This is a genomic window from Alkalinema pantanalense CENA528 (assembly GCF_050753345.1).
Classification (GTDB): domain Bacteria; phylum Cyanobacteriota; class Cyanobacteriia; order Leptolyngbyales; family Leptolyngbyaceae; genus Alkalinema; species Alkalinema pantanalense.
The window spans coordinates 1-24,774 of sequence record NZ_JBLZFX010000071.1 but is presented as its reverse complement, the minus strand read 5'-3'; the positions used below and the strand labels follow the sequence as shown (position 1 = coordinate 24,774).

The 24,774-nt window shown below is 50.3% G+C and carries 25 protein-coding genes; 12 read left to right on the top strand and 13 right to left on the bottom strand.

The annotated features are described in order from the left end of the window. Nucleotides 1–25: 25 nt before the first annotated feature. From ACN4EG_RS19495 to ACN4EG_RS19485, 3 genes are read right to left on the bottom strand one after another with little or no spacing between them, the layout of a single operon-like run. Nucleotides 26–811 carry a hypothetical protein gene (locus ACN4EG_RS19495; RefSeq protein WP_431631852.1) on the bottom strand — a complete coding sequence of 262 codons (786 nt, stop codon included), beginning with the start codon at nucleotides 809–811 and terminating at the stop codon, nucleotides 26–28. After that, nucleotides 811–1,416 carry a WcaF family extracellular polysaccharide biosynthesis acetyltransferase gene (locus ACN4EG_RS19490; RefSeq protein WP_431631851.1) on the bottom strand — a complete coding sequence of 202 codons (606 nt, stop codon included), beginning with the start codon at nucleotides 1,414–1,416 and terminating at the stop codon, nucleotides 811–813. The genes ACN4EG_RS19495 and ACN4EG_RS19490 overlap by 1 nt, the downstream gene beginning before the upstream one ends. After that, nucleotides 1,403–2,107, bottom strand: coding sequence for a YdcF family protein (locus ACN4EG_RS19485; RefSeq protein ID WP_431631850.1), 705 nt, complete (start codon nucleotides 2,105–2,107; stop codon nucleotides 1,403–1,405). Before ACN4EG_RS19485 ends, ACN4EG_RS19490 begins: the two co-directional genes overlap by 14 nt. 243 nt (nucleotides 2,108–2,350) lie before the next feature. On the opposite strand from ACN4EG_RS19485, the gene hpsJ-A reads away from it, so the two are divergent. From hpsJ-A to ACN4EG_RS19470, 3 genes are all read left to right on the top strand, one after another. Next, a complete protein-coding gene (gene hpsJ-A, locus ACN4EG_RS19480) occupies nucleotides 2,351–3,391 on the top strand; it encodes an HpsJ-like protein, cyanoexosortase A-associated (protein WP_431631849.1) in 1,041 nt (346 codons plus the stop codon). A gap of 83 nt (nucleotides 3,392–3,474) precedes the next feature. After that, nucleotides 3,475–4,563 (top strand): archaeosortase/exosortase family protein, encoded by a 1,089-nt coding sequence (locus tag ACN4EG_RS19475; protein WP_431631848.1) that lies wholly within the window; start codon nucleotides 3,475–3,477, stop codon nucleotides 4,561–4,563. Between the two features lie 33 nt (nucleotides 4,564–4,596). Beyond that, nucleotides 4,597–5,316 carry a cyanoexosortase A system-associated protein gene (locus ACN4EG_RS19470; RefSeq protein ID WP_431631847.1) on the top strand — a complete coding sequence of 240 codons (720 nt, stop codon included), beginning with the start codon at nucleotides 4,597–4,599 and terminating at the stop codon, nucleotides 5,314–5,316. A gap of 41 nt (nucleotides 5,317–5,357) precedes the next feature. On the opposite strand, the gene ACN4EG_RS19465 is transcribed toward ACN4EG_RS19470, so the two are convergent. The 3 genes from ACN4EG_RS19465 to ACN4EG_RS19455 form a co-directional block, all read right to left on the bottom strand. Further along, on the bottom strand, nucleotides 5,358–6,167 hold the full coding sequence (locus ACN4EG_RS19465) for a cobalt-precorrin-6A reductase (RefSeq protein WP_431631846.1): 810 nt from the start codon (nucleotides 6,165–6,167) through the stop codon (nucleotides 5,358–5,360). 20 nt (nucleotides 6,168–6,187) lie between these two features. Next, nucleotides 6,188–7,915, bottom strand: coding sequence for a diflavin flavoprotein (locus tag ACN4EG_RS19460; RefSeq protein ID WP_431631845.1), 1,728 nt, complete (start codon nucleotides 7,913–7,915; stop codon nucleotides 6,188–6,190). 194 nt (nucleotides 7,916–8,109) lie between these two features. Continuing rightward, nucleotides 8,110–9,855, bottom strand: a complete 1,746-nt coding sequence (locus ACN4EG_RS19455) for a diflavin flavoprotein (protein WP_431631844.1) — start codon at nucleotides 9,853–9,855, stop codon at nucleotides 8,110–8,112. A 479-nt stretch (nucleotides 9,856–10,334) separates the two neighbouring features. Here ACN4EG_RS19455 and bioF point away from each other — a divergent pair, with 479 nt between their 5' ends. Beyond that, nucleotides 10,335–11,540 (top strand): 8-amino-7-oxononanoate synthase, encoded by a 1,206-nt coding sequence (bioF, locus tag ACN4EG_RS19450; RefSeq protein ID WP_431631843.1) that lies wholly within the window; start codon nucleotides 10,335–10,337, stop codon nucleotides 11,538–11,540. A 17-nt stretch (nucleotides 11,541–11,557) separates the two neighbouring features. Then, on the top strand, nucleotides 11,558–11,794 hold the full coding sequence (locus ACN4EG_RS19445) for a hypothetical protein (RefSeq protein WP_431631842.1): 237 nt from the start codon (nucleotides 11,558–11,560) through the stop codon (nucleotides 11,792–11,794). Nucleotides 11,795–11,843: 49 nt separating this feature from the next. Here the strand turns inward: ACN4EG_RS19445 and minE are convergent, their stop codons facing one another. From minE to minC, 3 genes are all read right to left on the bottom strand, one after another. Continuing rightward, nucleotides 11,844–12,347 (bottom strand): cell division topological specificity factor MinE, encoded by a 504-nt coding sequence (gene minE / locus ACN4EG_RS19440; protein ID WP_431631841.1) that lies wholly within the window; start codon nucleotides 12,345–12,347, stop codon nucleotides 11,844–11,846. A 74-nt stretch (nucleotides 12,348–12,421) separates the two neighbouring features. After that, entirely contained in the window at nucleotides 12,422–13,225 is an 804-nt protein-coding gene (minD, locus tag ACN4EG_RS19435; RefSeq protein ID WP_431631840.1) for a septum site-determining protein MinD, read from the bottom strand. A gap of 55 nt (nucleotides 13,226–13,280) precedes the next feature. Beyond that, nucleotides 13,281–14,402, bottom strand: a complete 1,122-nt coding sequence (gene minC / locus ACN4EG_RS19430) for a septum site-determining protein MinC (protein WP_431631839.1) — start codon at nucleotides 14,400–14,402, stop codon at nucleotides 13,281–13,283. Between the two features lie 137 nt (nucleotides 14,403–14,539). On the opposite strand from minC, the gene ACN4EG_RS19425 reads away from it, so the two are divergent. The 4 genes from ACN4EG_RS19425 (at nucleotide 14,540) to ACN4EG_RS19410 (ending at nucleotide 17,630) form a co-directional block, all read left to right on the top strand. Continuing rightward, on the top strand, nucleotides 14,540–15,358 hold the full coding sequence (locus ACN4EG_RS19425) for a tetratricopeptide repeat protein (protein WP_431631838.1): 819 nt from the start codon (nucleotides 14,540–14,542) through the stop codon (nucleotides 15,356–15,358). A 105-nt stretch (nucleotides 15,359–15,463) separates the two neighbouring features. Beyond that, nucleotides 15,464–16,426, top strand: a complete 963-nt coding sequence (locus ACN4EG_RS19420; protein WP_431631837.1) for a DUF4351 domain-containing protein — start codon at nucleotides 15,464–15,466, stop codon at nucleotides 16,424–16,426. A 437-nt stretch (nucleotides 16,427–16,863) separates the two neighbouring features. After that, entirely contained in the window at nucleotides 16,864–17,085 is a 222-nt protein-coding gene (locus ACN4EG_RS19415) for a hypothetical protein (RefSeq protein WP_431631836.1), read from the top strand. A gap of 155 nt (nucleotides 17,086–17,240) precedes the next feature. Beyond that, the gene (locus ACN4EG_RS19410) at nucleotides 17,241–17,630 is read left to right on the top strand and encodes a tautomerase family protein (RefSeq protein WP_431631835.1); all 390 of its coding nucleotides are present in this window, start codon (nucleotides 17,241–17,243) and stop codon (nucleotides 17,628–17,630) included. A gap of 34 nt (nucleotides 17,631–17,664) precedes the next feature. On the opposite strand, the gene hemW is transcribed toward ACN4EG_RS19410, so the two are convergent. Beyond that, nucleotides 17,665–18,906, bottom strand: coding sequence for a radical SAM family heme chaperone HemW (gene hemW, locus ACN4EG_RS19405; RefSeq protein WP_431631834.1), 1,242 nt, complete (start codon nucleotides 18,904–18,906; stop codon nucleotides 17,665–17,667). Between the two features lie 313 nt (nucleotides 18,907–19,219). Here hemW and ACN4EG_RS19400 point away from each other — a divergent pair, with 313 nt between their 5' ends. Continuing rightward, nucleotides 19,220–20,299, top strand: coding sequence for a PIN/TRAM domain-containing protein (locus ACN4EG_RS19400; RefSeq protein WP_431631833.1), 1,080 nt, complete (start codon nucleotides 19,220–19,222; stop codon nucleotides 20,297–20,299). Nucleotides 20,300–20,484: 185 nt separating this feature from the next. Here ACN4EG_RS19400 and ACN4EG_RS19395 read toward each other — a convergent pair whose 3' ends face one another. Then, nucleotides 20,485–21,564, bottom strand: coding sequence for an ATP-dependent 6-phosphofructokinase (locus ACN4EG_RS19395; RefSeq protein ID WP_431631832.1), 1,080 nt, complete (start codon nucleotides 21,562–21,564; stop codon nucleotides 20,485–20,487). A 75-nt stretch (nucleotides 21,565–21,639) separates the two neighbouring features. Between ACN4EG_RS19395 and era the strand changes: the two genes are divergently transcribed. Next, nucleotides 21,640–22,629 carry a GTPase Era gene (gene era / locus ACN4EG_RS19390; RefSeq protein ID WP_431631831.1) on the top strand — a complete coding sequence of 330 codons (990 nt, stop codon included), beginning with the start codon at nucleotides 21,640–21,642 and terminating at the stop codon, nucleotides 22,627–22,629. Nucleotides 22,630–22,659: 30 nt separating this feature from the next. Then, a complete protein-coding gene (locus ACN4EG_RS19385) occupies nucleotides 22,660–23,256 on the top strand; it encodes a Uma2 family endonuclease (protein ID WP_431631830.1) in 597 nt (198 codons plus the stop codon). Between the two features lie 333 nt (nucleotides 23,257–23,589). On the opposite strand, the gene ACN4EG_RS19380 is transcribed toward ACN4EG_RS19385, so the two are convergent. Both ACN4EG_RS19380 and ACN4EG_RS19375 read right to left on the bottom strand, forming a co-directional pair. Further along, nucleotides 23,590–23,841 (bottom strand): DUF4926 domain-containing protein, encoded by a 252-nt coding sequence (locus ACN4EG_RS19380; RefSeq protein WP_431631829.1) that lies wholly within the window; start codon nucleotides 23,839–23,841, stop codon nucleotides 23,590–23,592. Between the two features lie 16 nt (nucleotides 23,842–23,857). Then, the gene (locus tag ACN4EG_RS19375; RefSeq protein WP_431631828.1) at nucleotides 23,858–24,193 is read right to left on the bottom strand and encodes a DUF6883 domain-containing protein; all 336 of its coding nucleotides are present in this window, start codon (nucleotides 24,191–24,193) and stop codon (nucleotides 23,858–23,860) included. Nucleotides 24,194–24,774 lie beyond the last annotated feature (581 nt).

The window sequence follows — 24,774 nt, the reverse complement described above, 5'->3', positions numbered from 1 at the left end:
CAACGCATAGGCTGCAATGAGTGACTTACACCACTAACGGCTTAGATTGCAGTTTCTTGCGTTGGAAGAACCACTTTTGAGCCACGATCGCGATCGCAACCGCAATCCCTACGGTGGAGTGCAACTCAAAGGGAACAGAAACGTACTGAGCACTCTTTAAGCTGATGTTGGGGTTTTGACCGTAGTTGTAGTTCTGGAAGATGTTCCGGAAGCTTTCAGCACCGAGATCCAGCGCAATGACCCCATCGTTGTAGTCGTTGTCACTGCCCCAGTTGGTGTTGTCTTCGTAGGCCAGAATGATTCGATCGGCCTTGGGATCGGCATAGGCCGTCCAGTACACCGGCGCATCGGGGTTGTATTTACTGATGGCGTTCAGAGTAGAATTCGTGCTCAGTGCCTTGGCTCCAGGGTTGACCACCCCGTTGGGCGTCACGGAGAAGTCCAGCTTGGTGCCGCCTTGAATGGTGGAGGTCTGTACCCAGTCTCCCATCTGCAGTGGCGCATCCTTGGAGGACAACGCGCTATTGACGCCAGACAAGTCGGAGAACACCGTTGCTGTTTGCAGCGTTTGTCCTTGGGCCGTCAGTTTAATTGGGCTTTTGTTGGCTGCGCTCTCGTTGATGAACGCGATGCGCGGCGCATAGTCATTGACCAGGCTGAGCTTGCTGGCATCGATCAACCAGAGGTTGCTAGCCGACAGGTTCACGGAAACGCGGTTAACCTTGCCCAGGTTTTGGTACTTAGCCAGGTCGAACCAGCTATTGCCTTGGACGTAGTGCTGGATAGGGCCGACAGAAAGAGAAGTTGTCATTAATTTAGACTCCTTGTAATCATCTCAGGGATTTTTGACATCGTAGGTGCATGAACGGTGGGTGCATGAATGACTCGCGTTTTAATGGGTTCAGCGGGGTTGCCTGCGTAGATCATCATGGGAGAGAGCGATCGTCCCGCGACGCCGCCCAGGACTAAAACAGCCCCTTCGCCCACGGTCACTCCAGGCCCGATCGTGGCTCGTGCCGCAATCCAACTGCCCTGCTGAATATAAATTGGTGCAATCCGCAATTGAAAATGGGGATGGCTCCAATCATGGTTGCCAGTACAAAGGTAAACCGATTGGGAAATGCAAACATGGCTCTCAATCGTAACGGGGGCGAGATTGTCAATCCATGCGTCTTCACCAATCCAAACAAAATCACCCACTACGAGCCGCCAGGGGAATTTAATCCTGACACCGGGCTTAATGCGAACGCCCTGCCCGATCGACGCCCCAAACCAGCGCAGAATTTGCACCTTAAGGGCTGACCAAGGGAGGAAGTAACTTTGGACGATCGGCGAACCGATGAAGTACCAAAGCAATTGCTGCCAGGTAGAGGCTCCGGGGGTATAGTCATCGATCGTGTAGTTAGCGAGGTTCATTGATTGTGTTTGCAGATTCTGTGTTTGCAGATTCATGGGTCATTTCTGCCCCGAACAGTTGGTCATTGAGTTGCGTAACTTGGTAGTCCTGACGGAATTCAGCCCCAGTCCATCCCGTAAAAATCCAAATGGTAGAGCGAATCACATCTCGGATTGTTCGCCAGGGCGATTCTGCTTCCGCCACGGAAGGCACGGTCACAGATGTCACGGCAATGCCACGACTCCCTAGAACCAACGTGGCGATCGCCGTCGCCCGAGGCATATGTTCAGCAGAGGTCACAAGATAGATATGGTTAATCTTCTCCTGCTCAAATTTCGCTAGCATTGTCGTAAAGTTAGTTACCGTGTCCGTTGCTTTACGGTCTTGGTGAACTCGACTGAGATCGATTTTTGCTGCACGAAAAATAGCCTCTGCTTTTTCGCGTTCTAGACCAGAAGAAATCCAAATATCAAGATCGGGATGATTCCGAGCAAATTCGGCTGCAAACATCTCGCGTTTTTCGCCACCGCCCAGGGTCAAGATTGCTTGGGGTTTGGGGGCGCTCCACGTAGCAATCTCAATCCGAACGGGAATATAACCCACCATAAAGACAAACCCCGTCAGGGCTGCCCAGCGGTGGAGTCCATGCCAACGGTGTCGGCTCTGCACGATCGACTTCAATTTTTTCCAATCAAGAAACGTAGACGTCATGGGTCAATGGAAAGGGCCAGGGAATGATTGAGGACAAAATAACGCTGCTCAAAATTAGGAATCATCACTTCATGGAACCTGACTCTGCTCCTAGTCTGGGCGGGGGACTGTTGCGATCGCGTCTACTGCGTTGTTCACGGTTTGTATAAGTTTGACGCAGCCCGAAGCCCGACACGAAAACAAACATGCCTTGGTTAGCTTGGCAATAACTCTCTTTTAGTCCCATTTTTGCTGAGTAGATTAATGAATATCTCCGACTCTTCAATGGATGCAATGCCTGCACCTCAAGATCCTCGTATGGATAGAGCCCTCGGTTTACCTATCGAATCGGTACAGCCCCAGGCAGGAACTTCCCCCGCCACCAGTCCTGATTTGGAACAGAACTTCCCCGATCGGGCAGAGGATGATCAACCCCGCGATCGGGCCCAAGGAAATCCTGCCAAGGCAGATAGTTCTGAGAATGCTGTATTAGTCAACCTAGCTCAAAATCCACTTTTAAGTGGTTTAAACCCCGTTAGAGGCTTACGCATTCTCCGATTTGTGGGATATGGGCTACTGGCTGTCTCTTTTATTGACTTACTCTATGTCATCTTTCCGGCGGAACTAATGAATCCGGTGTGGGAATACCAAACCACGGGGGATGTGGTGCGCTTGATTCCCGTCCCCTTGTTAGCCTTTATGCTGGTATTTTACGGTGAATCTGCCGCTCGTTTTCGGTTAGAAAGACCCGTGGTTAAGCTCGTGTCTTGGAGTACCTTGCTCATCGGCGTCCTTTTAATCCTGTTGATTCCACTGACCGTTGTGAATACCATGCGGATCAGCCGCTTTAACAATGACCAAATCAACACCCAAGTTAACCAACAGAAACTACTTTTAGAAACGACTCAGGCGCAATTGGATCAAGCAACGCCTGCCCAGCTCCAAAGCTTGATTCCAGTACCTGATGACAAGACCAAACAAATTCCCAATGCGCCTAAAAATGCCGAAGAAGCCAAGGCACAAGTTCTAGATAACCTTAAAAAGGCTCGCGAAGAAGCCAATAAACAGGCTGACCAAGCTCGCAAAAATGTTCAGAAAAACCTCACTAAAAACAGTTCCAAGATCATTCTAGAAGCCTTGGTAGGTGGCGCGTTATTTCTCTACATTTGGTATGTCAGCGGCTGGGCGCGCAAACGTCTCGGTGATGCCTATGAGATGGCAGGCGCAGGCCACAGCGCCCCCAAACTGCCCAACAATGCAGCACCCACATCGCGCAAATCTGCCCGCCGTCGCCGCCGCAACTAGACAGATTGCATGAAAGATTACGCTTCTAACTCGATGTTTGTATCCAGGTTTTTGTATTCAGGTTTTTCCGCTAGGTATTTTGCATGAACATTGGTGGAATCGCCAGCATGCGTTTTATGAGGCCCGCCTGGACTCGCCGTTACCTATTGATTTGGTTAGGCGTTGGCCTCATTTTTTTACATCTCGTGCTGATTTGGAAAGTTATTGGGGAAACCGATCAACTGGTTGTCAGTTTGGTCTTTTGGGCCGCAATTGTTACATCTCTTTGGCAGCGCCACGATCGCCTTAAGTTCAAGAGTGGAATGGGAACGATTCTGCTGGGGGGCAGTTTGCTGGGGTTACTCCTCTTCAAATGTCTATCCCTATTTCACTGTGAATCAGATTTTGTTCGTATTTTTCCAGTATGGGCAATGCTGAGTTTAGCACTCATTGCATCCGGCTGGAAATTCCACCAGTATGTCCGCGAAGGCTTGTTGGTATTGACTTTAATTATTCCCCCAGGTGTTATTTTTCGATTAGTCGATTTTACGATCGGTGATCCCATTCGCTTGGTGATTGCTAAATTCGCCAGTTTATTTCTTTACTACGCGGGCTATAACTCAGTCCAGGTAGGCGTCAAGATTTCACTCAACAACAATATCATTGAAGTAGGCTATCCTTGCACGGGAATTCCCATGATGGTCTTGTTACTTCAACTGGCAGTTGTTTTTAACTTAATGACCCAGTTTTCCAAAATCTATAAAATCCTACTACTAGGATTGACGATCGTAATGTCAGTTGTGTTATCCAGTGTGCGAGTCATGATTATGGCATTGGTGGTCAAAGACCAAACGGCTTTTGACTACTGGCACGGAGCGCAGGGAGCCCAAATTTTTTCAACCATTGCATTTGTCCTATTTGCTTTAGGTTGTCGTTGGTTGTTATCTCGATCGTCGGTAGAAGAGGACGAATTTGAGGAAGATGATGAATGCGATTATGAATACGATTACGAAGAAGATTATGAGGAGAATTACGCAGCGCAACTAGGTGATGAAAGACTCGATCGACAAACGATATCGACAATCAACACTCAAGCTATTGCCAATCCCAACGATAGTGGAGCACATTCTGAAGTCAAAGAAGTCGCCATGAACTCTCAGGCTTGTGCTCAAATCCAGTCCAATTGTTCATAAGGTGTTCATAAGGTGTTCATAAGGGGTGAGAATGTGCAGGATTTTCTACGGCTGAATGATGCTCAACTGAATCGACGACGACTGTTGAAGTTTCAGTTTGCTTTTTTTCGGGCCCTCAGTCTCAGCGTTTGGGCCGTTGCCATTCAAGGCGTGATCAACCCCAAGATGTTTCTACGGGAATATGATGCTCACCCATTCCCTGAAGTGTTGCAGCTTGAACAGGCCCAAAACATCTCGCAAAAAAACATTGCGGTAAAAAATACAACGACTCCGCAGTACGATCGCATTTTGGAAGCGAAACAATATGACTATACGTATCAACAAAAATTACTGTCTGTTGAATTACGGTATGTTGTGGACACCGAAGGTGATCTCGGTAAACTAATGGCCGAGCAAATGGGCCTGCCCAAAGAAATCAATGACACTGCAAAAATGTTAGTGAATGCAACGGGCACTTACCGACTGTTTACCTATCAACAACGAGCTTACATGAGTACCTGTTTGACCCCCACGGGCAGAGCGGTTATTAACAAAACACAGTTTCAGAAACAACAGTATCTCCATCTGTTAGAACCAAGGGTCTGGGGCCGCTGGGCGATCGGACAGGGAAACCTGTTGGAGCAGCGTTGTATTTGGGCGCAAATTTCCATGCCAGTGCAGCAAGTCAAGCCTTCGGAGCAAGAAGTAGACTTGTTATTACAACAGATTGGCTATGTCAAAGAAACCTGCAACTTTTGTAAGCGACGATCGTAGTGCTGTGTCGGGTTGTTGCTCATTAATCAGCAGGTTAGATGTCAATAGCCTGGTACTGGATGCAATGAGCTCAAGCAAAACTGGACTGCCTCATCCAAATTTTCGGTTTGCTGCGGGTATTGAATTGCAGGCCGATCGAGGGTTATCAATTGTATTCCCAATTCCGTAGCCAGTTGGCGCTTAACCGTCTCTCCCCCCGGCCCCCCCGATGCTTTTGTAACGATGCAGGAAATCTGCCATTGCTGCCAGAGGGCTTTTTCCAATTCCAGGCTAATGGGTGGACGCAAGGCAATTAAGCGATCGGGCCTAAATCCAGCAGCCAAAGCCGTTTTCAACGCAATTTCAGACGGTAAAATTCGTGCGAATAAAACCGATCTGGTTTGCCAAGGATGAAACAATGGTAACGATCGATAGCCGATCGTTAGCAACACCCGTTGATGATCCAAAACATCACTAGCTAATAGCGCTTCAAAACTAGAAAATGATTGTTCCAGACTATTTCTAGTAGATTGGTCGTTGCAACGTTCAAACCGTAAATAGGGCAATGAATCAGTCTTTGCAGTCGCGATCGCAAGTTGAGAAATTTCTACAGCAAACGGGTGGGACGCATCCAGAATGGCAGTAATTTGGTGATGCCGCAGGAAATCTGCCACCTGGTCAGCCGTCAGATAGCCTACCTGTACGGTGAGGTGAGGCGCGATCGGATACAGGTTCCTCGCAGATTCTGTCGTGACCGTAATGACGCAAGGGATTTGCTGAATCACCAACTGCTGGGCGATCGTGGCACTTTCCTGCGTCCCCCCAATCAACCAAATCCGCTGCATCACCGCTGCCGACTCTCCTAACTTCAACCCCCTAAACCTTCAACCCCCTAATACGCTGCTCCCGACTTGCGATGCAGCACCGCCGTAACGCCATTGGCTTCTAACACTTCCCCTGCATTCACCACTGCATAGAGCAACCAATGATCACCACAGTCCAGACGATTTTGCACAGTACATTCTAAATAAGCCAGCGCTTCTTGCAAAACTGGACTACCATTCCGCGCGGGTTGCACCTCAACTTCCGCAAAGGGATCTGCCCCCGTTACGGTGATCTTTTGGAAGTGTCGCCGCAAATTTTTCCCTTCCCGTAACACGTTCAAAACAAATTGATCCCCCGCGTGATCCAAGGTTCCTTCCGCTCGATCTTTCGGAATCGCGATCGTAATTCCCGGTGGATTGAAGGTCGCTTGGGAAACCCAAGAGGTCAAAATCGCCGCCTGGGCATCGCCGCGCTGAACCGTCACAACACTTAAGGAACCGACCACTCGCCCCATGGCCTGCTCTGTGCGATCGGCTTGGGCTTCGGTGGCAGCGGTTTGTTTGGGCGCACGGGTTTTCTGGGTTTTGCGCAGGGACTTGGCAAATTCTGCCCCGGCATTTTCGCAGAGTTGCAGCATGTCTTCCGTTGGCTTAAACTTGCAGCGCAACGTCTCAAAACCTAAGGAGTAGCCCGCGTTCAGTAATTTCGTTTCCAATAGATCGATCGCTTCTCCGCTCCAACCGTAGGAGCCAAACACACCAGCCGATTTGGTTTTGGATGCAGTGGATAAAATTAATCCCAGTGCTGTTTGAATTTGGGTCGGAGCATGTCCCCCCAGCGTTGGCGAACCAATGATAAATCCATCGCAATTTTCGATCGCCGCTGTGATTTCCTCCGGCTCAGATAGCTCACAGTTAATGGATTCCACTTCGATATTGGATTCCGTGAGCCCGCGCGCGATCGCATTGGCCATCAAGCCCGTATTGCCATAGGCGGACGTGTAGAGCAACGCCACAGACAAGGCTTTCTGATGCTGCTCTTCACACCAATCTCGATAGTCCAGCATCAGGCGACTAACACTGTAGCGCACTAAGGGGCCGTGACCAACCGCAAATATCTTGACAGGATAAAGTGCAATTTTGTCTAGAACATCTTCAACTTGCTTAGTTTGCGCAGCGTGAATGCAATCGAAATAATATTGCCGATCGTCCTGTACCGCTTTCCAATTTTCATCAAGTACTTCATCGCCGCAGACATGGGCCCCAAACAGCTTATCGGAAAACAGTACACGGGTTGCCGTGTCATAGACACACAGCCCGTCCGGATGGCGCGGCGTAGGTTTGGTAATAAACTTCAGTTCATGGCCCTCACCCAGATCAATCACATCTCCCGCTCGGACAGTAATAATGGGCAATTCTTCATCAGGAAATGCCGTTTTAAGAATATTGGCCGCTGGCCGAGAGCAGACAATTTTAGCTCGATACGCTAGAGGTAATAGAGCTTTCAGCGTTTCAATCCGATTGGGATTAACGTGGTTGAGAATGATGTAATCAATTTGTTGATAGTATTCATGCTGCTGTAGCTCATCGATGAAAATATCAACGAAGGAAGCCCCCGGCGGATCGATCAACGCGACTTCCCGAGCTTGAATTAGATAGGTATTAACCGTGGTTCCCTTTTTGCGGGCGTACTCTGCTTCAAAGCGCAACTGTTCCCAAATCTGCGATCGGAGAACCAGGGTCTTTTCAGCAATTTCAGCAACTTGGACATCCCGAGGACGGGTGGTTGTAGACATAGGACAACTCCGATCGATGAATGGGGCAGGGACTTATACCAAATTGATTTATCAATGCGGCAGATCCGATCCCCCCTAGCCCCCCTTAATAAGGGGGGAATTTAGTCAAATTGTTTCAAAGTCCCCTTTATTAAGGGGGATTTAGGGGAATCGTAATGGGTGGCAATCACAAGTTGACTGGCTATTTATATTTATTAGTAGTGGTTGCCGACTTTGCGGTGATGGACGGCAGTGAGGGAATCGAGGCTGGACACCCGGCCCACATCCACCGTGGCATAGACCAACCAGTGATCGCTGCATTCCATCCGGGTTTGTACTTCGCATTCCAAATAAGCCAAAGCATCCGTCAGAATGGGCGATCCATTTTGAGCGGATTGGGTGTTAATGCCCTCAAAACGATCGGCCCCCGGTGCAAAGCGTTTCAGGAAATGCTTCATCAACACCTGGTAGTTGCCTTCTTCCAAAACATTCAGGACAAATTTATCGCCAACTCGCATTAACGATTCGATCGCCCGATCCTTGGCCACCGCGATCGTCAATCCCAACGGCTTAAAGCTAGCCTGCGATACCCAAGACGCCAACATCGCACTCTTAACGTCGCCTTTCTGGGCAGTGATGATATACAGGCCGCCGCTCAACCGACCTAGGGCTTTGTCCAAGTCATGGTTCAGTGCCTTCATTTGCTTCACCGCCCGATCGCGGGTCAGCCACTGACCAATATCGGTACCGGATTCTTCGCAAAGTTGGTAGACCGCTTTACCTGTCCCGTTGTCGAGTTTGATCGGTGGGAAAGCCTCAGTAAGACCTGCTTCCTGGAACCGCGCCCGCAGGGTATGCACAGGTTCGTCAATGCCGCCGCCGGACTCGCACAACCCGTAGGCTTGCTTACTGTTACCCGTGGCCAGGATGGTGCTGATCGCCGTTGCCGCCGTTTCGCTGATTTCACCGGATTGGGGCGGCATCAGAATGATCATCCCGTTGGCAATTTCCACGGCGTAGCGAACATCGGTTAATTCCGCCGTGCTGATGTCGATCGACTCCACCAACACATCGGTCTTGAGAACCCCGTTGGCCAAGTAACCTGATAGTTGATCGGCATCGCCGTAGCCCGACACGTAGAACACCACCACGTTTTTAGCAGCCTTGGCTTTTTCACTGCTCCAGGTTTGGTAGCGTCCCACCAGTTCGGTCAGGTTGTGCTGAATCAGGGGGCCGTGCCCCGTGGCGATCGTCGTGACTCCCGGCAGATCGCCCATGCGTTTAATGGCGGAGAGCACCGATTTGGCATTGGGGGCCATGAGGCACTCGTAATAGATCCGGAAATCGGCTTCGATCAGTTCCAGATCTTCGTCGTAGGTGTGATCGTCGCAGTAGTGCATGCCAAAGGCATCGCAGGTAAACAAATGCTGCGTGGCGGGGTCGTAGGTGAAGATGGTGTCCGGCCAGTGCAGGTTGGGCGCGGAGATGAATTCGAGAACGTGGCCTTTCCCCAGATCCAACTTTTCGCCGCTCTTGACCATGCGCTTGTTATAGGGCTGGTGCACCAGGTCATCGAGGAATTGCAGCGCCACCTTGGCCGCAACGACGGTGATGTCGGGGTTGAGTTGCAGAACGTCTTTAACTAAGCCGCTGTGATCTGGCTCGGTGTGGCTGACGATGAGATAGTCGATTTCCTTCGGATCGATCAGGCTGGTTAAAGCCTCCAGATAGGTATCGCGAAATTTTTCGTGGGAGGTGTCAATGAGTGCCGTCTTTTCACCTCGGATGAGGAAGGAGTTATAGGTGGTACCGTTTTGAAGCGCAAACTCAATGTCGAAGCGATCGCGATCCCAATCCAGCGATCGAATTACCGTGGTATCCAGCGCAATATCTGAATACTGAAGGGTGAGACGCTTTTTAGGACTGGACGTTTGGTTCGTGCGACTTATCGATGAGACCATCGGTCAACCTCCCTAACTGCTCGGTGGATCAGACGTAATACTTTCAGGATCTATTATGACTGCTTTCGCGGCAAATATTGCGTTTTGTAACGTTTCAATGAGTAAAGTTACTGATTAGCCAGAGTTATTAATTTGAGTCCAGCCTATCATAGGTATTGTGAGTCCCACGGTTTTTAAATTAGGATTAAGCTGATTTCAACGGAATCTTAAAATATTCTCTATCAGTGGAGATAGGCTTTTAAGTAGAGACAGATTAGGTTGTTGAGTTTTTTTTGATGAACTGAATCTATTGTTTATTTTTAACTCGTTCTAGTATTATCCACTGAGTTTTACTCATTGATTTTTAGCAATGTATTAATCTACATTTTTTAATTTTTAATTCTGTACCTGATTTCGAATTGAACTCTGTAATGGGATTCCGTTCTTAATTTTGTACTTGATTGCATCCTTAATTCTGTATTACTAGTTCTGAATTATCTATGCCTTCCGATCCCTACGCTTGGCTCGATCGATCCCTGGAAACCTTACACAAAGCGGGCTGGTACCGATCGACGAAAATGGTGACGGGAAAACCGGGCACGAGAATTTGCGTGGATGGCCAGGAGTTGCTCAACTTTGCCAGTAATGATTATTTGGGTTTGGCAGGGGACGATCGCTTGATTGCCGCAGCGGTGGAAGCGACACAAGCCTATGGCACGGGTACCACGGGTTCACGCTTAATTACAGGCCATCGGGACTTACATCGGCAGTTGGAACGGGCGATCGCGGCGTTGAAACAGACGGAGGATGCAATCGTCTTTAGCTCCGGCTATGCCGCCAATTTGGGGACGATCGCGGCGCTGATGGGCCAGCGGGATTTGATTCTATCCGATCAATACAACCACTCCAGTCTGCGCAGTGGGGCGCTGGTGAGTGGGGCGCGATTGCTGGAATATCGCCATGGGGATTTAGTAGAGGCGCGATCGCTGCTGGCCACGGAACGATCGAACTACCAACGCTGTTTGATCCTGACGGATAGCGTCTTCAGCATGGATGGCGATGTGGCCCCGTTGCCGGAACTGCTGGATTTGGCGGAGGAATTTAGCTGTATGGTGTTGGTGGATGAGGCCCACGGCACCGGGGTGATGGGCAAATCCGGCGCGGGCTGTGTGGAGCATTTAGGCTGTACGGGCCGATCGCTGGTTCAGATGGGCACGCTGAGTAAGGCGCTGGGCAGTTTGGGCGGCTATGTGGCGGGGTCGGTGAAGTTGGTGGATTTTCTGCGCAACCGTGCCCCCAGTTGGATCTACACCACGGGCTTGACGCCAGCGGATACGGCAGCGGCCTTGGCAGCGCTGGAGATTGTGCAAACGGAGCCCGATCGCCGCGATCGCCTCTGGGCCAATGTCGCTTATTTAAAAACACAGTTAGAACGGCTGAGTGAACAGAATGCAACGTTCAAGTTACTGCCATCGGACTCGCCGATCGTCTGTTTGGGGCTACCCGATGTGGCAACGGCGATGCAGATGGGGAAAGCCCTTCAGGATTGGGGTATTTTTGCCCCGGCCATTCGCCCGCCCACGGTTCCTACTAGCCGCATTCGCATGACCGTTATGGCAACCCACACCGTCTCGGATATTGATCAGCTCGTCGATGCAATCCAGCAGTGCAAGAGAAGTTACGCGAACCGATCGAGAAGCTTATGAAGAGGAATGAGTCAGAGATGGAAGACGATCTGCGAACAGAGTATGACTTGAAGAGCCTCCAAGTCAGAAAGTTAGGCTCTGGAAGGAAAAGTTTTGATGGAGCGACTGTACGGTTAGCACCGGATGTTGCAGAGATGTTTCCTAGTGCTGATGCAGTGAATGAAGCACTACGATTCTTGATCAGAGTGATGCGGGATAATCCAGCGATCGCCCCAGTGGCAGAGTCTAATAATTCAAATTCAGCGGACGATTGATAACCACGGGTACTGAGTTTAGGTTATCGATCGCTGCTGATTTGAGACGTTATAGCTCCCTTGGGGACTCTTGAGAGGTTTCTCCTAGTTCAATTAGATGTGTCCCTTCAGGCGGGGGTGGATTTTCGGATAGACTTTCGGGGTTTTCTGAAACACTTGTGGTTGCAATTTCCGGCGTCATAGCAGTGGGATTTTCGACTAACTTGGGATCGCCAATTTCTGCCTCATTCAGTGCTAAGGCTGGCAGTTCTGCAATAACCTCTTCATTTTCTTTAACAGTATAAAACTCGGGTTTAATGCGCCGAATGGGCAAATTCGCCACCAATGCCGTCACCCGATTATTATTTTCCAGCGCAAAATCCATCGAATCGGCATCCAAATCGACGTATTTGGAGACAACGGCCAAAATTTCCTGTCGCATAGCCTCGATCATCTGCGGTGTTAAATCCGATCGATCGTGAGCCAGTACCAACTTAAGGCGATTTTTCACCTCCTGGCGGCTCGTGTGATCGTTGAATTTTGGAAACATCCGTTCGAGAAGTTCGAGGATCATAGCTCAGAGACAGGTGGGGGGACTAAAGGGTAGATGGGATAGGGGATTTGAGATGGAGGTTCAAGATGGCAGTCTTAACCAATCGGCTTGGTAAAGAAATGTTTAAGTTTAGTCAATAGGCCATCTTTGACACTGAGATCCAAAAAGGGCACTTTTTCCCCCTCAATCCGACGGGCAATATTTTCAAACGCGGCCCCCGCCAAGGTCGGATTGCCAGACAGGACAAGCGGTTCGCCCTTGTTCGTGGAAACGATCACTTTCTCATCGTCAGGAACCACCCCAATCAAGGGCACCGCCAGAATTTCCTGCACATCCTCCACGGACATCATGTCATTGACTTCCACCATCTTGGGCCGAATCCGGTTGATAATCAGGCTAGTGCGTTTAATGTTATTTGCTTCTAACAAACCAATCACCCGATCGGCATCCCGCACCGCTGCAATCTCCGGAGTCGTCACAATTAATGCTTCCTGGGCAGCGGAAATCGCATTTTGAAACCCCATTTCAATCCCTGCCGGAGAATCGATCAACACAAAGTCATAGACCTTGGCGATCGCGGCGACTAATTGCCGCATCTGCGCCGGATTGACGGAATCTTTGGTGCGATTTTGCGCCGCTGGCAACAGAACTAAATTACCTCGACGCTTATCTTTCACCAATGCCTGCTCCAGCCGACATTGCCCCGCCAACACATCGACAGCAGTATAGACAACTCGGTTTTCCAACCCTAGGAGCAAATCTAAATTGCGCAGACCAAAGTCCGCATCAATCACCGCAACCTTGCGATTGCGCTGTGCCAAAGCCATGCCCAAATTGGCAGTTGTGGTGGTTTTGCCAACCCCACCTTTTCCAGACGTAACAACGATTACGCGACCCATTGCGTTGAAACCCAGTGCTTCAAATGCTTATAGACTATAACACTCCCTTTTCGATTTACTTCAGGATAGGTCGGGAGAAATCCGCCGCGCTGGCGATACTAATTTTTCCTTGCGCGGTGACGTAGGCAACTTCCGGAAAAATCTGGTTAGGGGGATTCGAGGGGCCACGGGCGACAAAATCGGCGATGCGAATCTGGGCGGGCTCCATTTTCAGCGCCATGACGATCGCACTGGCATTGCCCGCCGATCCGGCATGGACAACCCCTCGCAGGCGTCCCCAAATGAGAATGTCGCCCTCAGCCACGATCGAACTGCCGGGGTTCAAGTCCCCCATAACCACGACAGAGCCGTTATGACGAATTTCGGCCCCCGATCGCAGGGTCATTTCTAAATAGAGGGGTTCTGCCATCGGCGGTGTATTTTCCCCATTGGCAGGCTTGGTGACCTGTAGACGGGGAATGGTTTGTTCCACGGAATAGCCTGCAGTGGCGGCGGCAACGGCGGTTTGGCGGCGGGTCGTGTAGACGCGCTTCAGGCGCAGTTGGGCCTTGGTCAGAACTTCTGCCAGTTCCTGCAACTGGGTGCTGTTGAGTAGCCGATCGCGGGCCATGACTCGCACATTGCTACCCGGTGCCCAGGATCGAGCATCCCCGATCAGCCGTTGTTGCAACTGCTGCACCAATTCTGTCCAAGAGTAGCCTAGGGTTTTTTCTTTGTCCGTAGGTTCCGGGGGCAGAATGGCCCACAGTTTGCCCTGCTCAGTTTTGATGCGAATTTGGGCATTGGGGTCGATCGGGGTTGGGGGATCGCTTTGTTCCATCACACCCGCAGGCACTTGGGTGACATCCGTTGGCGGGTCATCGGTGTCGGGAATATCGCTATTGGGTAAATCGCTATTGGGCAAATCGCTGGCTACCAACTCTGTTGTTGGATGATCGGAGGGAGGGGGCAGCGGGCTAGGGGGGGGAGGGGAGTCTGGAATCAGAGTACTGGCGGAAGGTGGCTCCGGTGAGGCTGCGGCACCAGTACCTGGCTCGTCAGGAGTCGCAGGCGCGATCGTATCCTCGGTGGAGGAAGCCGCCGCCGCCACAGATTGATCTGACTCAGACGAAGCTTGAGAAGCAGTAGATGCGGTAGGCTCAGCGTTGGCGTCGGGGTGGGGGAGGTCGGCAGTCATTGGGATTGATTTAGAAATCTATCAAGTCGCTAACTGTGAACTTTACCGTCCTGTTGAATCCGAGACAAGAGAGAATGATGGAATGAGTCGATCGGGACTTGAATTTTTAATAATTGCTGTAACTTTAGTGCTGTCCTATGGGAATCTCTCTGGCTGTTAATCAACAATGCTTTGCGACGGAAGTTTTAGAAAAATCCTATGAAAAGCCGGTATTAGTTGATTTCTATGCCACGTGGTGTGGGCCTTGCCAAATGCTGAAGCCCATTTTGGAAGCTTTGGTGCAAGAGTATGACTTTGTTTTAGCGAAAGTAGATATTGATGAGAACCCGGACTTGGCCAATACCTATGGAGTCTCAGGGGTGCCGGATGTGCGAATTGTGACAGAGGGTACGGTGAAGCCGGGGTTTGTGGGGGTACTGCCAGAGCACCAAATTCGTCAACTGCTGGAGCAACTGAGTTTACGATCGCAGCTGAATGCGGAACTGGAAGCGCTGTATGCGGAAGCTGCGCAGGGACAGGTGGCGGAATCGACGGCCAAGTTGCAGGTTCTGCTGGAGAAATATCCCAATGACTATGGGTTGATTTTGGAAGCGGCCAATTTTTACCTAGAAGCGGGGAACCCTGAAAAGGCGGAGACGTTGTTGGGCATTATTCCGCAGTACGAGAAGGAATATGCAGCACGGGCGCGGGGGTTGCAGTCGTTAATTCAGTTCCAGCAAATTACCCAACTGGAAGTCCTGAGTGAGTTGGATGGGGTATATCAATCGGCAGCGCAGGCGGCTTTAGATCAGGATTACGATGCAGCGTTACAGGGCTTTTTGTCGATCGTGCAGCGCGATCGCTTATATCGCAATGATGCAGCGCGACGTGCGATGTTGTCGCTGTTTGATTTGCTGGGTAATGATAATCCGTTAACCCATCAGTACCGTAAGCAACTGATGATGGCAATTTATTAACTGGCAATTGATTAATAGTAACTTTGGCGATCGTATTGAGTCGTTACAGTGGGGGTAGTGTGCTTGTGATACGATCGCACTACTCTTTAGGTCAAGCGATCGGCAATGGGCAACGGAACACTCCAACCAGATGAACAGGATTCACCGTGGAAGAAAGTGCTGCGGCTGTATTTTCGGGAAGCGCTGGACTTCTTTTTCCCGGAGATTGCACAGGGTGTGGATTGGACAAAGCCGATCGAATTTCTGGACAAGGAATTGCTGAAACTTGCACCCACAGCCGTGATGGGAAAGCGCTACGCCGATCAATTGGTCAAACTACACCACAACCAGGGGCCAGATATTTACCTATTGATTCACGTTGAGATTCAAGCTGTGCCTGAAAAAGGCTTTGCTAAGCGGATTGACACCTATTCGTTTCGGATTTTCGATTATTTCGATCGCCATGCTACGAGTATTGCGATTTTATGTGATGGGAAACCAGATTGGCGACCCTCACGCTACAGTGTGACGCAACCAGGCACAACACTGAATTTTGAATTTAGCACAGTGAAATTGTTGGATTACCGCGATCGGTGGGCGGAGTTGGAGCGTAGCCAAAATCCCTTTGCCTGGGTGGTGATGGCCCATTTAAAAATGCAGGAAACCCGACGGAATAAGGCCAGTCGCAAGGACTGGAAACTGCGGCTGATTCGGTCTCTGTGTGAGTCTGGCTATAATAAAACAGATGTGCTGAATCTGTTCAACTTCATCGATTGGATTTTGGGATTACCCAAAGCATTAGAGATCGAGTTTTGGCGGGAGTTGCAAGCCTACGAGGAGGAACGTAAAGTGCCTTACATTAGCAGCGTGGAACGAATTGGTTACGATCGGGGTCTGCATGAAGGAGAAGAAAAGGGGCAACGATCGCTGATTTTACGCTTACTTAGCCGAAAAGTTGGAGTCATCGATGAGCACACCCTCGATCGAATCAATGCGCTATCAATTGATCAACTTGAATCTCTGGGTGAAGCTTTACTGGATTTCGGTTCGATCGACGACCTCGCTAATTGGTTGAATCATCAAGGTTAGAAGGCGATAGCGTCTTTTTAAGAAGGCAATAGACGGATCGCCCGATCGCAGATTTCAACCATTCTGCTGTTCTGGGATGGCGAAATGTTGCGGAACATCACAGGATTGCAACAGGATTAAAAAATTTCTGGATACGGTTGACAGAACCTTCGTTTGTCCGTAGGCTTGTTTCTCATAGCTGAGTACAACCGTGTTTTGACATCCCGTTGGTCGAAGACCGCCCGTAGGGCATTGAATCAGCTTGTTTCCCGAAAATTAAGGCGCTACCCAACGTTGTTACGAGCAACGGAGGGCAGCTAAACCCCCAAGCTGAAGCGACCAGCTCGGCGGTCTGACACGGATTGTAACATTCGATCGGGCCACCCTACTTGTCCTGCGCAAAAGGGTGGTCTTAATTTTTGGGGTTTCTTCCCGTCTCAACAATCAGGAGAAATCCCATGTTTATTGGCTTTGTTGGTGGCGATCGTCCAGAAAATTCGATCGACGATGGCCGCAGACCGCTCCAGTTCTACCTCCTCGGCACCCGCGAAGAAATCCAATCCACCATTAACCAACTGCAAGTGCTGCGGTTTTGCGAACGCATTCGCTGGAGTCCTCCCATTCCCGTCCTCGGTTCCGATTGGAAATACATCAGCATGATGGAACGCGATCGCAATTAAGGGCTTAGACGCCAGAAGCGATCGTCTCCCGTGATGCGATCGTTTCTAGCCCTTACTGCTGGGTCAATCGACTGAGATGACCGCAAAAACTTTCCCGTGAAAATCGGTAGCTGGAGTGAAATAATTGAGGAAATTGCACTACCTTTTTAATTTCTATGCCACAGACGAAAATTTACGGCCATAGGGAGTTCCTAGGTCAAAATCGATCGCGCCTTTCTGAAATCATTCACGCTTGTATTGTTGAAGCATTCGCCTATCCGATCGACAAACGGTTTCAGCGCTTTTTTCCCATGGAACCGGAAGATTTTATTTACCCCGCTGATCGATCGTCGCAATACATTGTGATTGAAATTAGCTTCTTTGCCGGACGCACAGTGGAAACAAAGAAAACACTGATTCGATTACTATATAAACGGCTAAGTCAAGAATTGGAAATGGCTGTGAATGACATCGAAATTATACTCTACGAAATCCCGAAGGAACACTGGGGCGTACGAGGTGTACCAGGAGATGAATTGAATCTAGGCTACCAGGTCAACGTTTAAAGCGCTGGTCGTACTTGGATTAATAACACTTCTCTCAAGTATCAAACGCTTCAAATAGACTCACCAGCACTACATTAGAAAACAGAAAGCCCTCCGGTTCCGACAGGTTAATTCGATCGATCTCCTCCCAAGAAACACCGGGGGGTAACCGTTTCCCTATGGCATCCCACGCCTCAACCCAACCCGGCTTTTGGTAGCGTTGTAAGCATTGCCAAATTTGTTCGATCGCGGGATTGCCAAACTGTTGTCGGATTGTGTCGATCGCGACCCCCTTGGCTAATCGCAAGCCAACCATTAACGTTTCTACGAGATGGTCGGATGCGCGATCGACTTCACTTTCTAGCCCATCTGAGGGAATTTCAGGATTTTCTAACCACTGATAATAAGCTTCCCGCGTGCGGGGACGGGCAAAGCGCTGACCGTTGACATAACTGGTTGCACCCATGCCAAAGCCATAGAACGATCGATTTTCCCAATAGGTCAGATTATGGCGGCAGGCGTAACCCGGTTGGGCATAGTTGGAAATTTCATAATGCTCGTAACCCGCTGCTTGCAACGTGCGGGAGGCGAGGCGATACATGTCTGCGGTGCTTTCATCCGTGGGCAGGGGCCGATCGCCCGGTTGGTAGCGTTTGCCAAACACAGTCCCCGGTTCCAAGGTGAGGTCATAGGTGGAAATGTGCGTCGGTTGTAGGTTGATCGCCGCCTCTAACGACCCTTGCCATTGCTGCACCGTTTGACTGGGCAACCCGGAAATTAAGTCCAGACTATAGTTGGCAACTCCCACTTGGTTAATTAATTCTACAGAATGATAAATATCTGCAACCTGGTGAGTGCGCCCACAGACTTGCAACAGTTCCCCTTGAAAAGCCTGCGCCCCCAGACTCACCCGCGTAATCCCCGCCGATCTATAGCCCTGGAGTTGGGGCCGATCGAACGTGCCCGGATCAATCTCGATCGAAATTTCAGCCCCCGTTGCAATGCCAAAGGTTTGATCTAGCGTCGTCAAAATCCGATCGATCTGTTCCGCCGTTAACAACGACGGCGTTCCCCCACCAAAGAAGAGAGTTTGCAACCGAGTTTGTAAAGGCTGGGTCGATCGCTGCGCAGTGCCACGGATTTCCCCACATAGCTTCTCAACGTAGGTCTGAATCATGCCGGAGTTATGCCCCGTTTTGCGATCCCCGACAACGGAAATGGGAAAATCACAGTAGTAACAGCGCCGCCGACAAAAGGGAATGTGCAAATAGGCAGCGGTAATTCCGTGATTAGCCATGGAATGCAATGCAGATCACGGCAACAAAATCTAGAATCCAGTCCACAACTAAGCTTGTAAAAGTAAAGGGATGCAACACGATCGTTATTAATTTTTAACGAAGCTCTATATTTTTAACATTTGGTTGGGTTATCTACACTCACCCAACATTACAATTCCATAAACCCGATAAACTCCCAAGATATAATGTTGCCTAAATACGCCCACATAGGAGGTTTCCGCCTTTTCTAATCTCCTTCGACCCCTCATTTGAGCCGTCAGTTGATGGGTCGGGTTCACCCTCCGCAAGACGAGATCTATTAGACCTAGACCTATGCTCGATGCAATTATCATCTTGGCTCTCATCCTAGCAGGCGCAGGGATCGGTTTCCATGGGATCGAAGCCCTACCGATCAACCTTCAGGATCAAGTCACCAATCCGGAAGGGTTGCGGTTTGTGGTGGGTGGATTTGGCGCACTGATTGGCACGGTATTTGGGCTGTTGGTGCAAACCAGCTACCGACGGCTAGAAAAGCAAATTAAGGACATGCCCGCCCATGTGTTGCTGGCCCGATCGGTGGGGTTGGTTCTGGGATTGCTGGTGGCTAACCTGATGCTGGCTCCCATCTTTCTACTCCCCATTCCGCCGGAGTTTGCCTTCATTAAGCCACTGACGGCCATTTTGGGTAGCATTCTCTTCTCGGTGTCCGGCATGTCCTTGGCCGATACCCACGGTCGATCGCTACTGCGGTTGATTAATCCCAACAGTGTGGAGTCGGTCTTGCTGGCGGAAGGTACGCTGAAACCCGCATCGGCTAAGGTCTTAGATACCAGCAGCATTATTGATGGGCGCATTGCTGAAATTCTGGCCACGGGCTTTTTAGAAGGGCAATTGTTGGTTCCCCAGTTTGTTCTGCAAGAACTGCAACAGGTGGCCGATGCATCTAACGACCAAAAGCGGGCAAGGGGACGGCGGGGCTTGGATATCCTGAACCAGATGAGATCGAAATATCCCGATCGAGTAGTGATTCACCCTGCGGACTACGAGGATATTCCTACGGTGGACGCCAAGTTAGTGCGCCTCGCCATGGACATTAATGGAGCCCTCGTGACGACGGACTATAACCTCAACAAAGTCGCACGGGTACAGCAGGTGGCGGTGCTGAACTTGAATGACCTCTCCCAGGCCATTCGCCCCAGTTACCTTCCTGGCGATAGTCTAGATTTAAAAATTCTCAAGGAGGGAAAAGAACCTGCCCAGGGCGTCGGTTACCTCGATGATGGCACGATGGTCGTGGTGGAAGATGGCCGTAGCTACGTGGGCGGGGAGTTGGAAGTGGTGGTGACCAGTGCGCTGCAAACTTCCGCAGGTCGCATGATTTTTGCCAAACCCAAATCCCTCGCCATGTCTTAGATCCGATCCCCCCTAGCCCCCGCGCTACGCGCCGCTGCGCTAGAAATAAGGGGGGAATTTAGTCAAATTGCTTCAAAGTCCCCCTTTTTCTTGGCGTAGCCTCTCCGTAGGAGATAGGGGGACTTAAGGGGATCGTCATGGGTTGCAATCACAAGTTGATTGGGAATCACCGCTGGGATTTTGTTTTATTCCCCTAGATAAATCCCGAGGCCCTTCGCAGTTTTCACCAACGTACTGACCGGATCAACAGCGTGGTAGTGGGCGATCCCATCCAAAATCGGCACATCAATCACCGATCGTTGTTGCCATGCCACCATGCGATCGAACTTGCCCTCAGCTAGCAAGTCCACGGCTGCCACCCCGAAGGCCGAAGCCAGCAAGCGATCTAACGGTGAAGGCGTTCCCCCCCGCTGCACATGGCCCAGCACCGTAACCCGCGTTTCTGCTCCACTACAGGCGGAAATGCGATCGGCCAGGTATTGCCCAATGCCCCCATAGCGACATTGGCCGAGGGCATTGGTGGAACTGATCGTATCCCCGGTTTCGGTGCGCACTGCTTCGGACACGATGATGAGGGAATAGTTTTTGCCCTTTGCCTGCCGCTCCCGGATTTTGTCGCAGACTTTGTTGATCGAGTAGGGAATTTCGGGGATCAGAATCACATCTGCGCCCCCGGCAATCCCAGCACTGATGGCAATGTGCCCCGCATCCCGACCCATCACTTCCAAAATCATGACGCGGGAGTGGCTGGCAGCAGTGAATTGCAGCCGATCGAGGGCCTCGGTGGCAATGTTCACGGCGGTGTCAAAGCCGATCGAACGTTCTGTCACGTCCACATCGTTATCAATGGTTTTTGGAATGGCAACAAAGGGAATATTGCCCTGTTGCAGCAGTTTTCGCAAAATGGCAATGCTGCCATCGCCCCCAATGCCAATCAGCCCATCCAGATTCAAGGAGCGATAATTTTCAATAATTTCCTCGGAGCGATCGATGACGGATCCATCTGGCATCGGGTAAGCAAAGGGATTCCCCTTGTTGGTGGTTCCTAGGTAGGTACCGCCCCCTGTCAGCCAGCGATCGACCTGCTCGATCGTTAAATCCATTACTTCGGGTGGACTGCACATCAAGCCTTGGGTGGCGCGGCAGATACCCACGACTTCCCAGTCATAGGTGCCGATCGCGCGATAGACTACGGCTCGAATCACTGCATTCAAACCGGCACAGTCGCCACCACTGGTTAAGATGCCAATGCGTTTAATTCCCATAAGCCACTTTACTCATACCCCAAATACACTACAATTTTTGAGTTGCAGCGCATTAATTGCCCCTGAAATCACTAAATGAATGCAGATTTGCCAGCGTTTGATGACCTCTCTGATGACCTCTCCCTAGATGATCTATCTCTAGGCTTAGGGGGCGTACCGATCGCGCCTTCAGGATTTCGATCGGGCTTTGTCGGCATCATTGGTCGTCCGAATGTGGGGAAATCCACGTTAATGAATGCGTTAGTCGGCCAAAAGATTGCGATTACGTCTCCCACGGCACAAACCACGCGCAACCGCCTCAAGGGCATCCTGACGACGCCGGAAGCCCAAATTATTTTCGTAGACACACCGGGAATTCACAAGCCCCACCACAAGCTGGGCGAAGTGTTGGTGAAAAATGCCCAGATGGCGATTCATGCCGTAGATTTGCTGGTGTTTGTGGTGGATGCGGCGGCGGAATTGGGTGGGGGAGATCGGTTTATTGCGGATTTGCTGAATCAGGTAGAAATTCCAGTGATTTTGGGCTTGAACAAGGCCGATCAGCAAACGGAAACGGCGCAAGCCTTCGATCGGGGCTATTTGGAACTGGCGACAGCGCGGGGCTGGCACACAGCCAAGTTTTCGGCACTGACGGGGGCGGGGTTGGACAATCTCCAGGCACAACTGATCGCGAACCTGGAAGAGGGGCCGTACTATTACCCGCCGGATCTAATTACAGATCAGCCGGAACGGTTCATTATGGGTGAGTTAATCCGGGAGCAAATTTTGCACCTGACTCGGGAGGAAGTTCCGCACTCGGTGGCGATCGCGATCGAAAAGGTGTCGGAAGAGGAAAAAATTACCCGTGTGTTTGCCACGATTCATGTGGAACGGGATTCGCAGAAGGGAATCATTATTGGTAAAAAAGGCGCAATGCTAAAGACGATCGGAACGGAAGCCCGTAAGCAAATGCAAAAGTTAATTGAAGGGAAAATTGATTTGCAATTGTTTGTGAAAGTGCAACCGAAGTGGCGACAGTCGCGGACTCGTTTGGCAGAATTGGGCTATCGTGTAGAAACAGAATAGTCGGGAACAGCGTGTAGTCGGGAACAGCGTATGGTTCAGGTATCCGATCAGGCGATTAATCAGGCGAATCCCCAGCCCCCGGAGCGATGGTTCACGTTACCGGGCCATCATTCCTGGCAAGCGTTTCAGGCTTTAGCAACTTTACTTTCGGCGAACTATTCCGGGGTACGGGTTTTCTATTTGGATGGCGTAACAGAACTGATGAGTATTTCGCCGGAACATGAACTGATTAAGTCGATCGTAGATGCGCTGTTGGTGATTTTCTTCTGTGAGCAAGGGATTAATGCGGTGCCGATGGGAAGTGCCACGCTGGAGTCGGAGGTTCGATCGGTTAGTGTGGAGCCGGATTTATCCTACCGGTTGGATGGGGTAGTGGGGCCACCGGAGTTGGTGGTGGAGGTAGCATTGTCCAGTGGAGGTCGGGAGAAGTTGGCGCGGTATCGGCGGCTGGGTGTCCCTGAAGTCTGGTTTTGGCAGGATGATCGACTGTGGCTTTATGGCTGGAATGGGGAGGATTATGGAGCGTTGCAGGAAAGTCGGTTGTTGGCGGGGTTACGGGTCGATTTAGTTGAGGCAGGAGTTCGATCGGGCAATTTGCTAGAGGCCGTTCGGATTTTTAAAGCGTAGTCTTCCAAGCTGGGTATGGGTCGGTTTAGGGGTAGGGGACGATCGGATGGAGAAAGGCAATAGATGATCCAGCGATCGATAAATTTTGGCGGTACAACAGAGAATGCTACCCGTTGCGATCGTGGATTGGGCTATGCCATCTTCTACCCGGAAAGTCTGAAAAAAGTTTGTTGAGTCCTGTGCTGGTTTGAAGGACGAGAAGAGGGATCACAAACGTTTAATTCTAGAACCCACAGACCGCCAACTAACGTTATCCATCGCCTGCCACAGACAACCTCGAACTGAATTGACAAAAATCTCGCTAGTCGGCTTGCATTGAGATTGTTGTGCCGTTCACGCCGTAGCCATAGCAGTCTTGGTTCCTGGCAATGATGGCTCAAACTGCAACACCATAATTTGCTCTGGCCGCAAGCCTAATGACTCGTAAACTCGACCATCCCGATCGCTAAATTCAACCTCAAACGCCGCACCATTCGCGAGGATCTCAACGACCGTACCAACTTGACCACGCCATAAATTATCCTCTGGCCGATCGACAGTGAGGGCGACGACATCGAGTAAGTGAATTGAACTTGGCTGAGTCATGATCCTTGTCACTCCGCTAAAGTGGGTAGCAGGTTGTCAACTTGGGGATCTCGGAGTCAGTCTCGATGATCCAACCGCTCCGAAGCCTTGCCTCTCTATTTTGCCACGAGATCTCAAAATCGAGGGTATATCGCTGCCCAAACTCATCTTGCCTGCCTAACTTGGCTTCATGAGTCTTCACAATTTCCAGCAATATTTGGCGCAATTCCTCGGCATCGTCGGCAGTCATCCCCAGAATCGCCGAAAACAGTCTGGCTTTATGCTTCCCGTCTTTATGTTCGGGATTGAGGCAGTAGTCACGCAGTTTCCGAATATCCACGATCGCATTTTCGGCATTTGGGATCAGTATCACATACTAACAACAGTCATAATGGCTGAGATTATAAGACAAATTGCGCCAAAACCACTCAGAAGCAACGATGTGAGTAAAAGTATAGGTGACCAATTACCTTCATCCCCAAATGCCCTAAACAGGAAACTTAACCCAAGGGGGAGAACACCAAGAAGTAATGAAATCGCATCAATTTTGAAGATTAGTACTGTCACCAATTCGACATCCCTATTTATGCAGCACAACGCTCCCAATCACCCGCCGCAGATAACCTTGAACTCTAACCAATAACCTCCCGGCGGTCGGTGTGCATTAGGATTGTTAGCTAGCTCTCTCAACTAGAGCTACGCCTATACTACTTTGTTTAACTCCTTGATCACATATTCATCATTAATAAGAGCGGTAGCTCTACACAGCAGGAAGAATGTTCGCATCGCAAATAGGAAATCATCTTTTTCTGTAGGGGAGAAGGCTAACCTATGCTCTTCACCAAAAACTATTCCTGATTCTCAATAAGTTTGTGTTTTGTGACGAGATGCCTCCTCGCCAGAGAAAACTCCTATGCTAAAGGTAAGCACTGTGGAGGATAGCCTCTATGACAG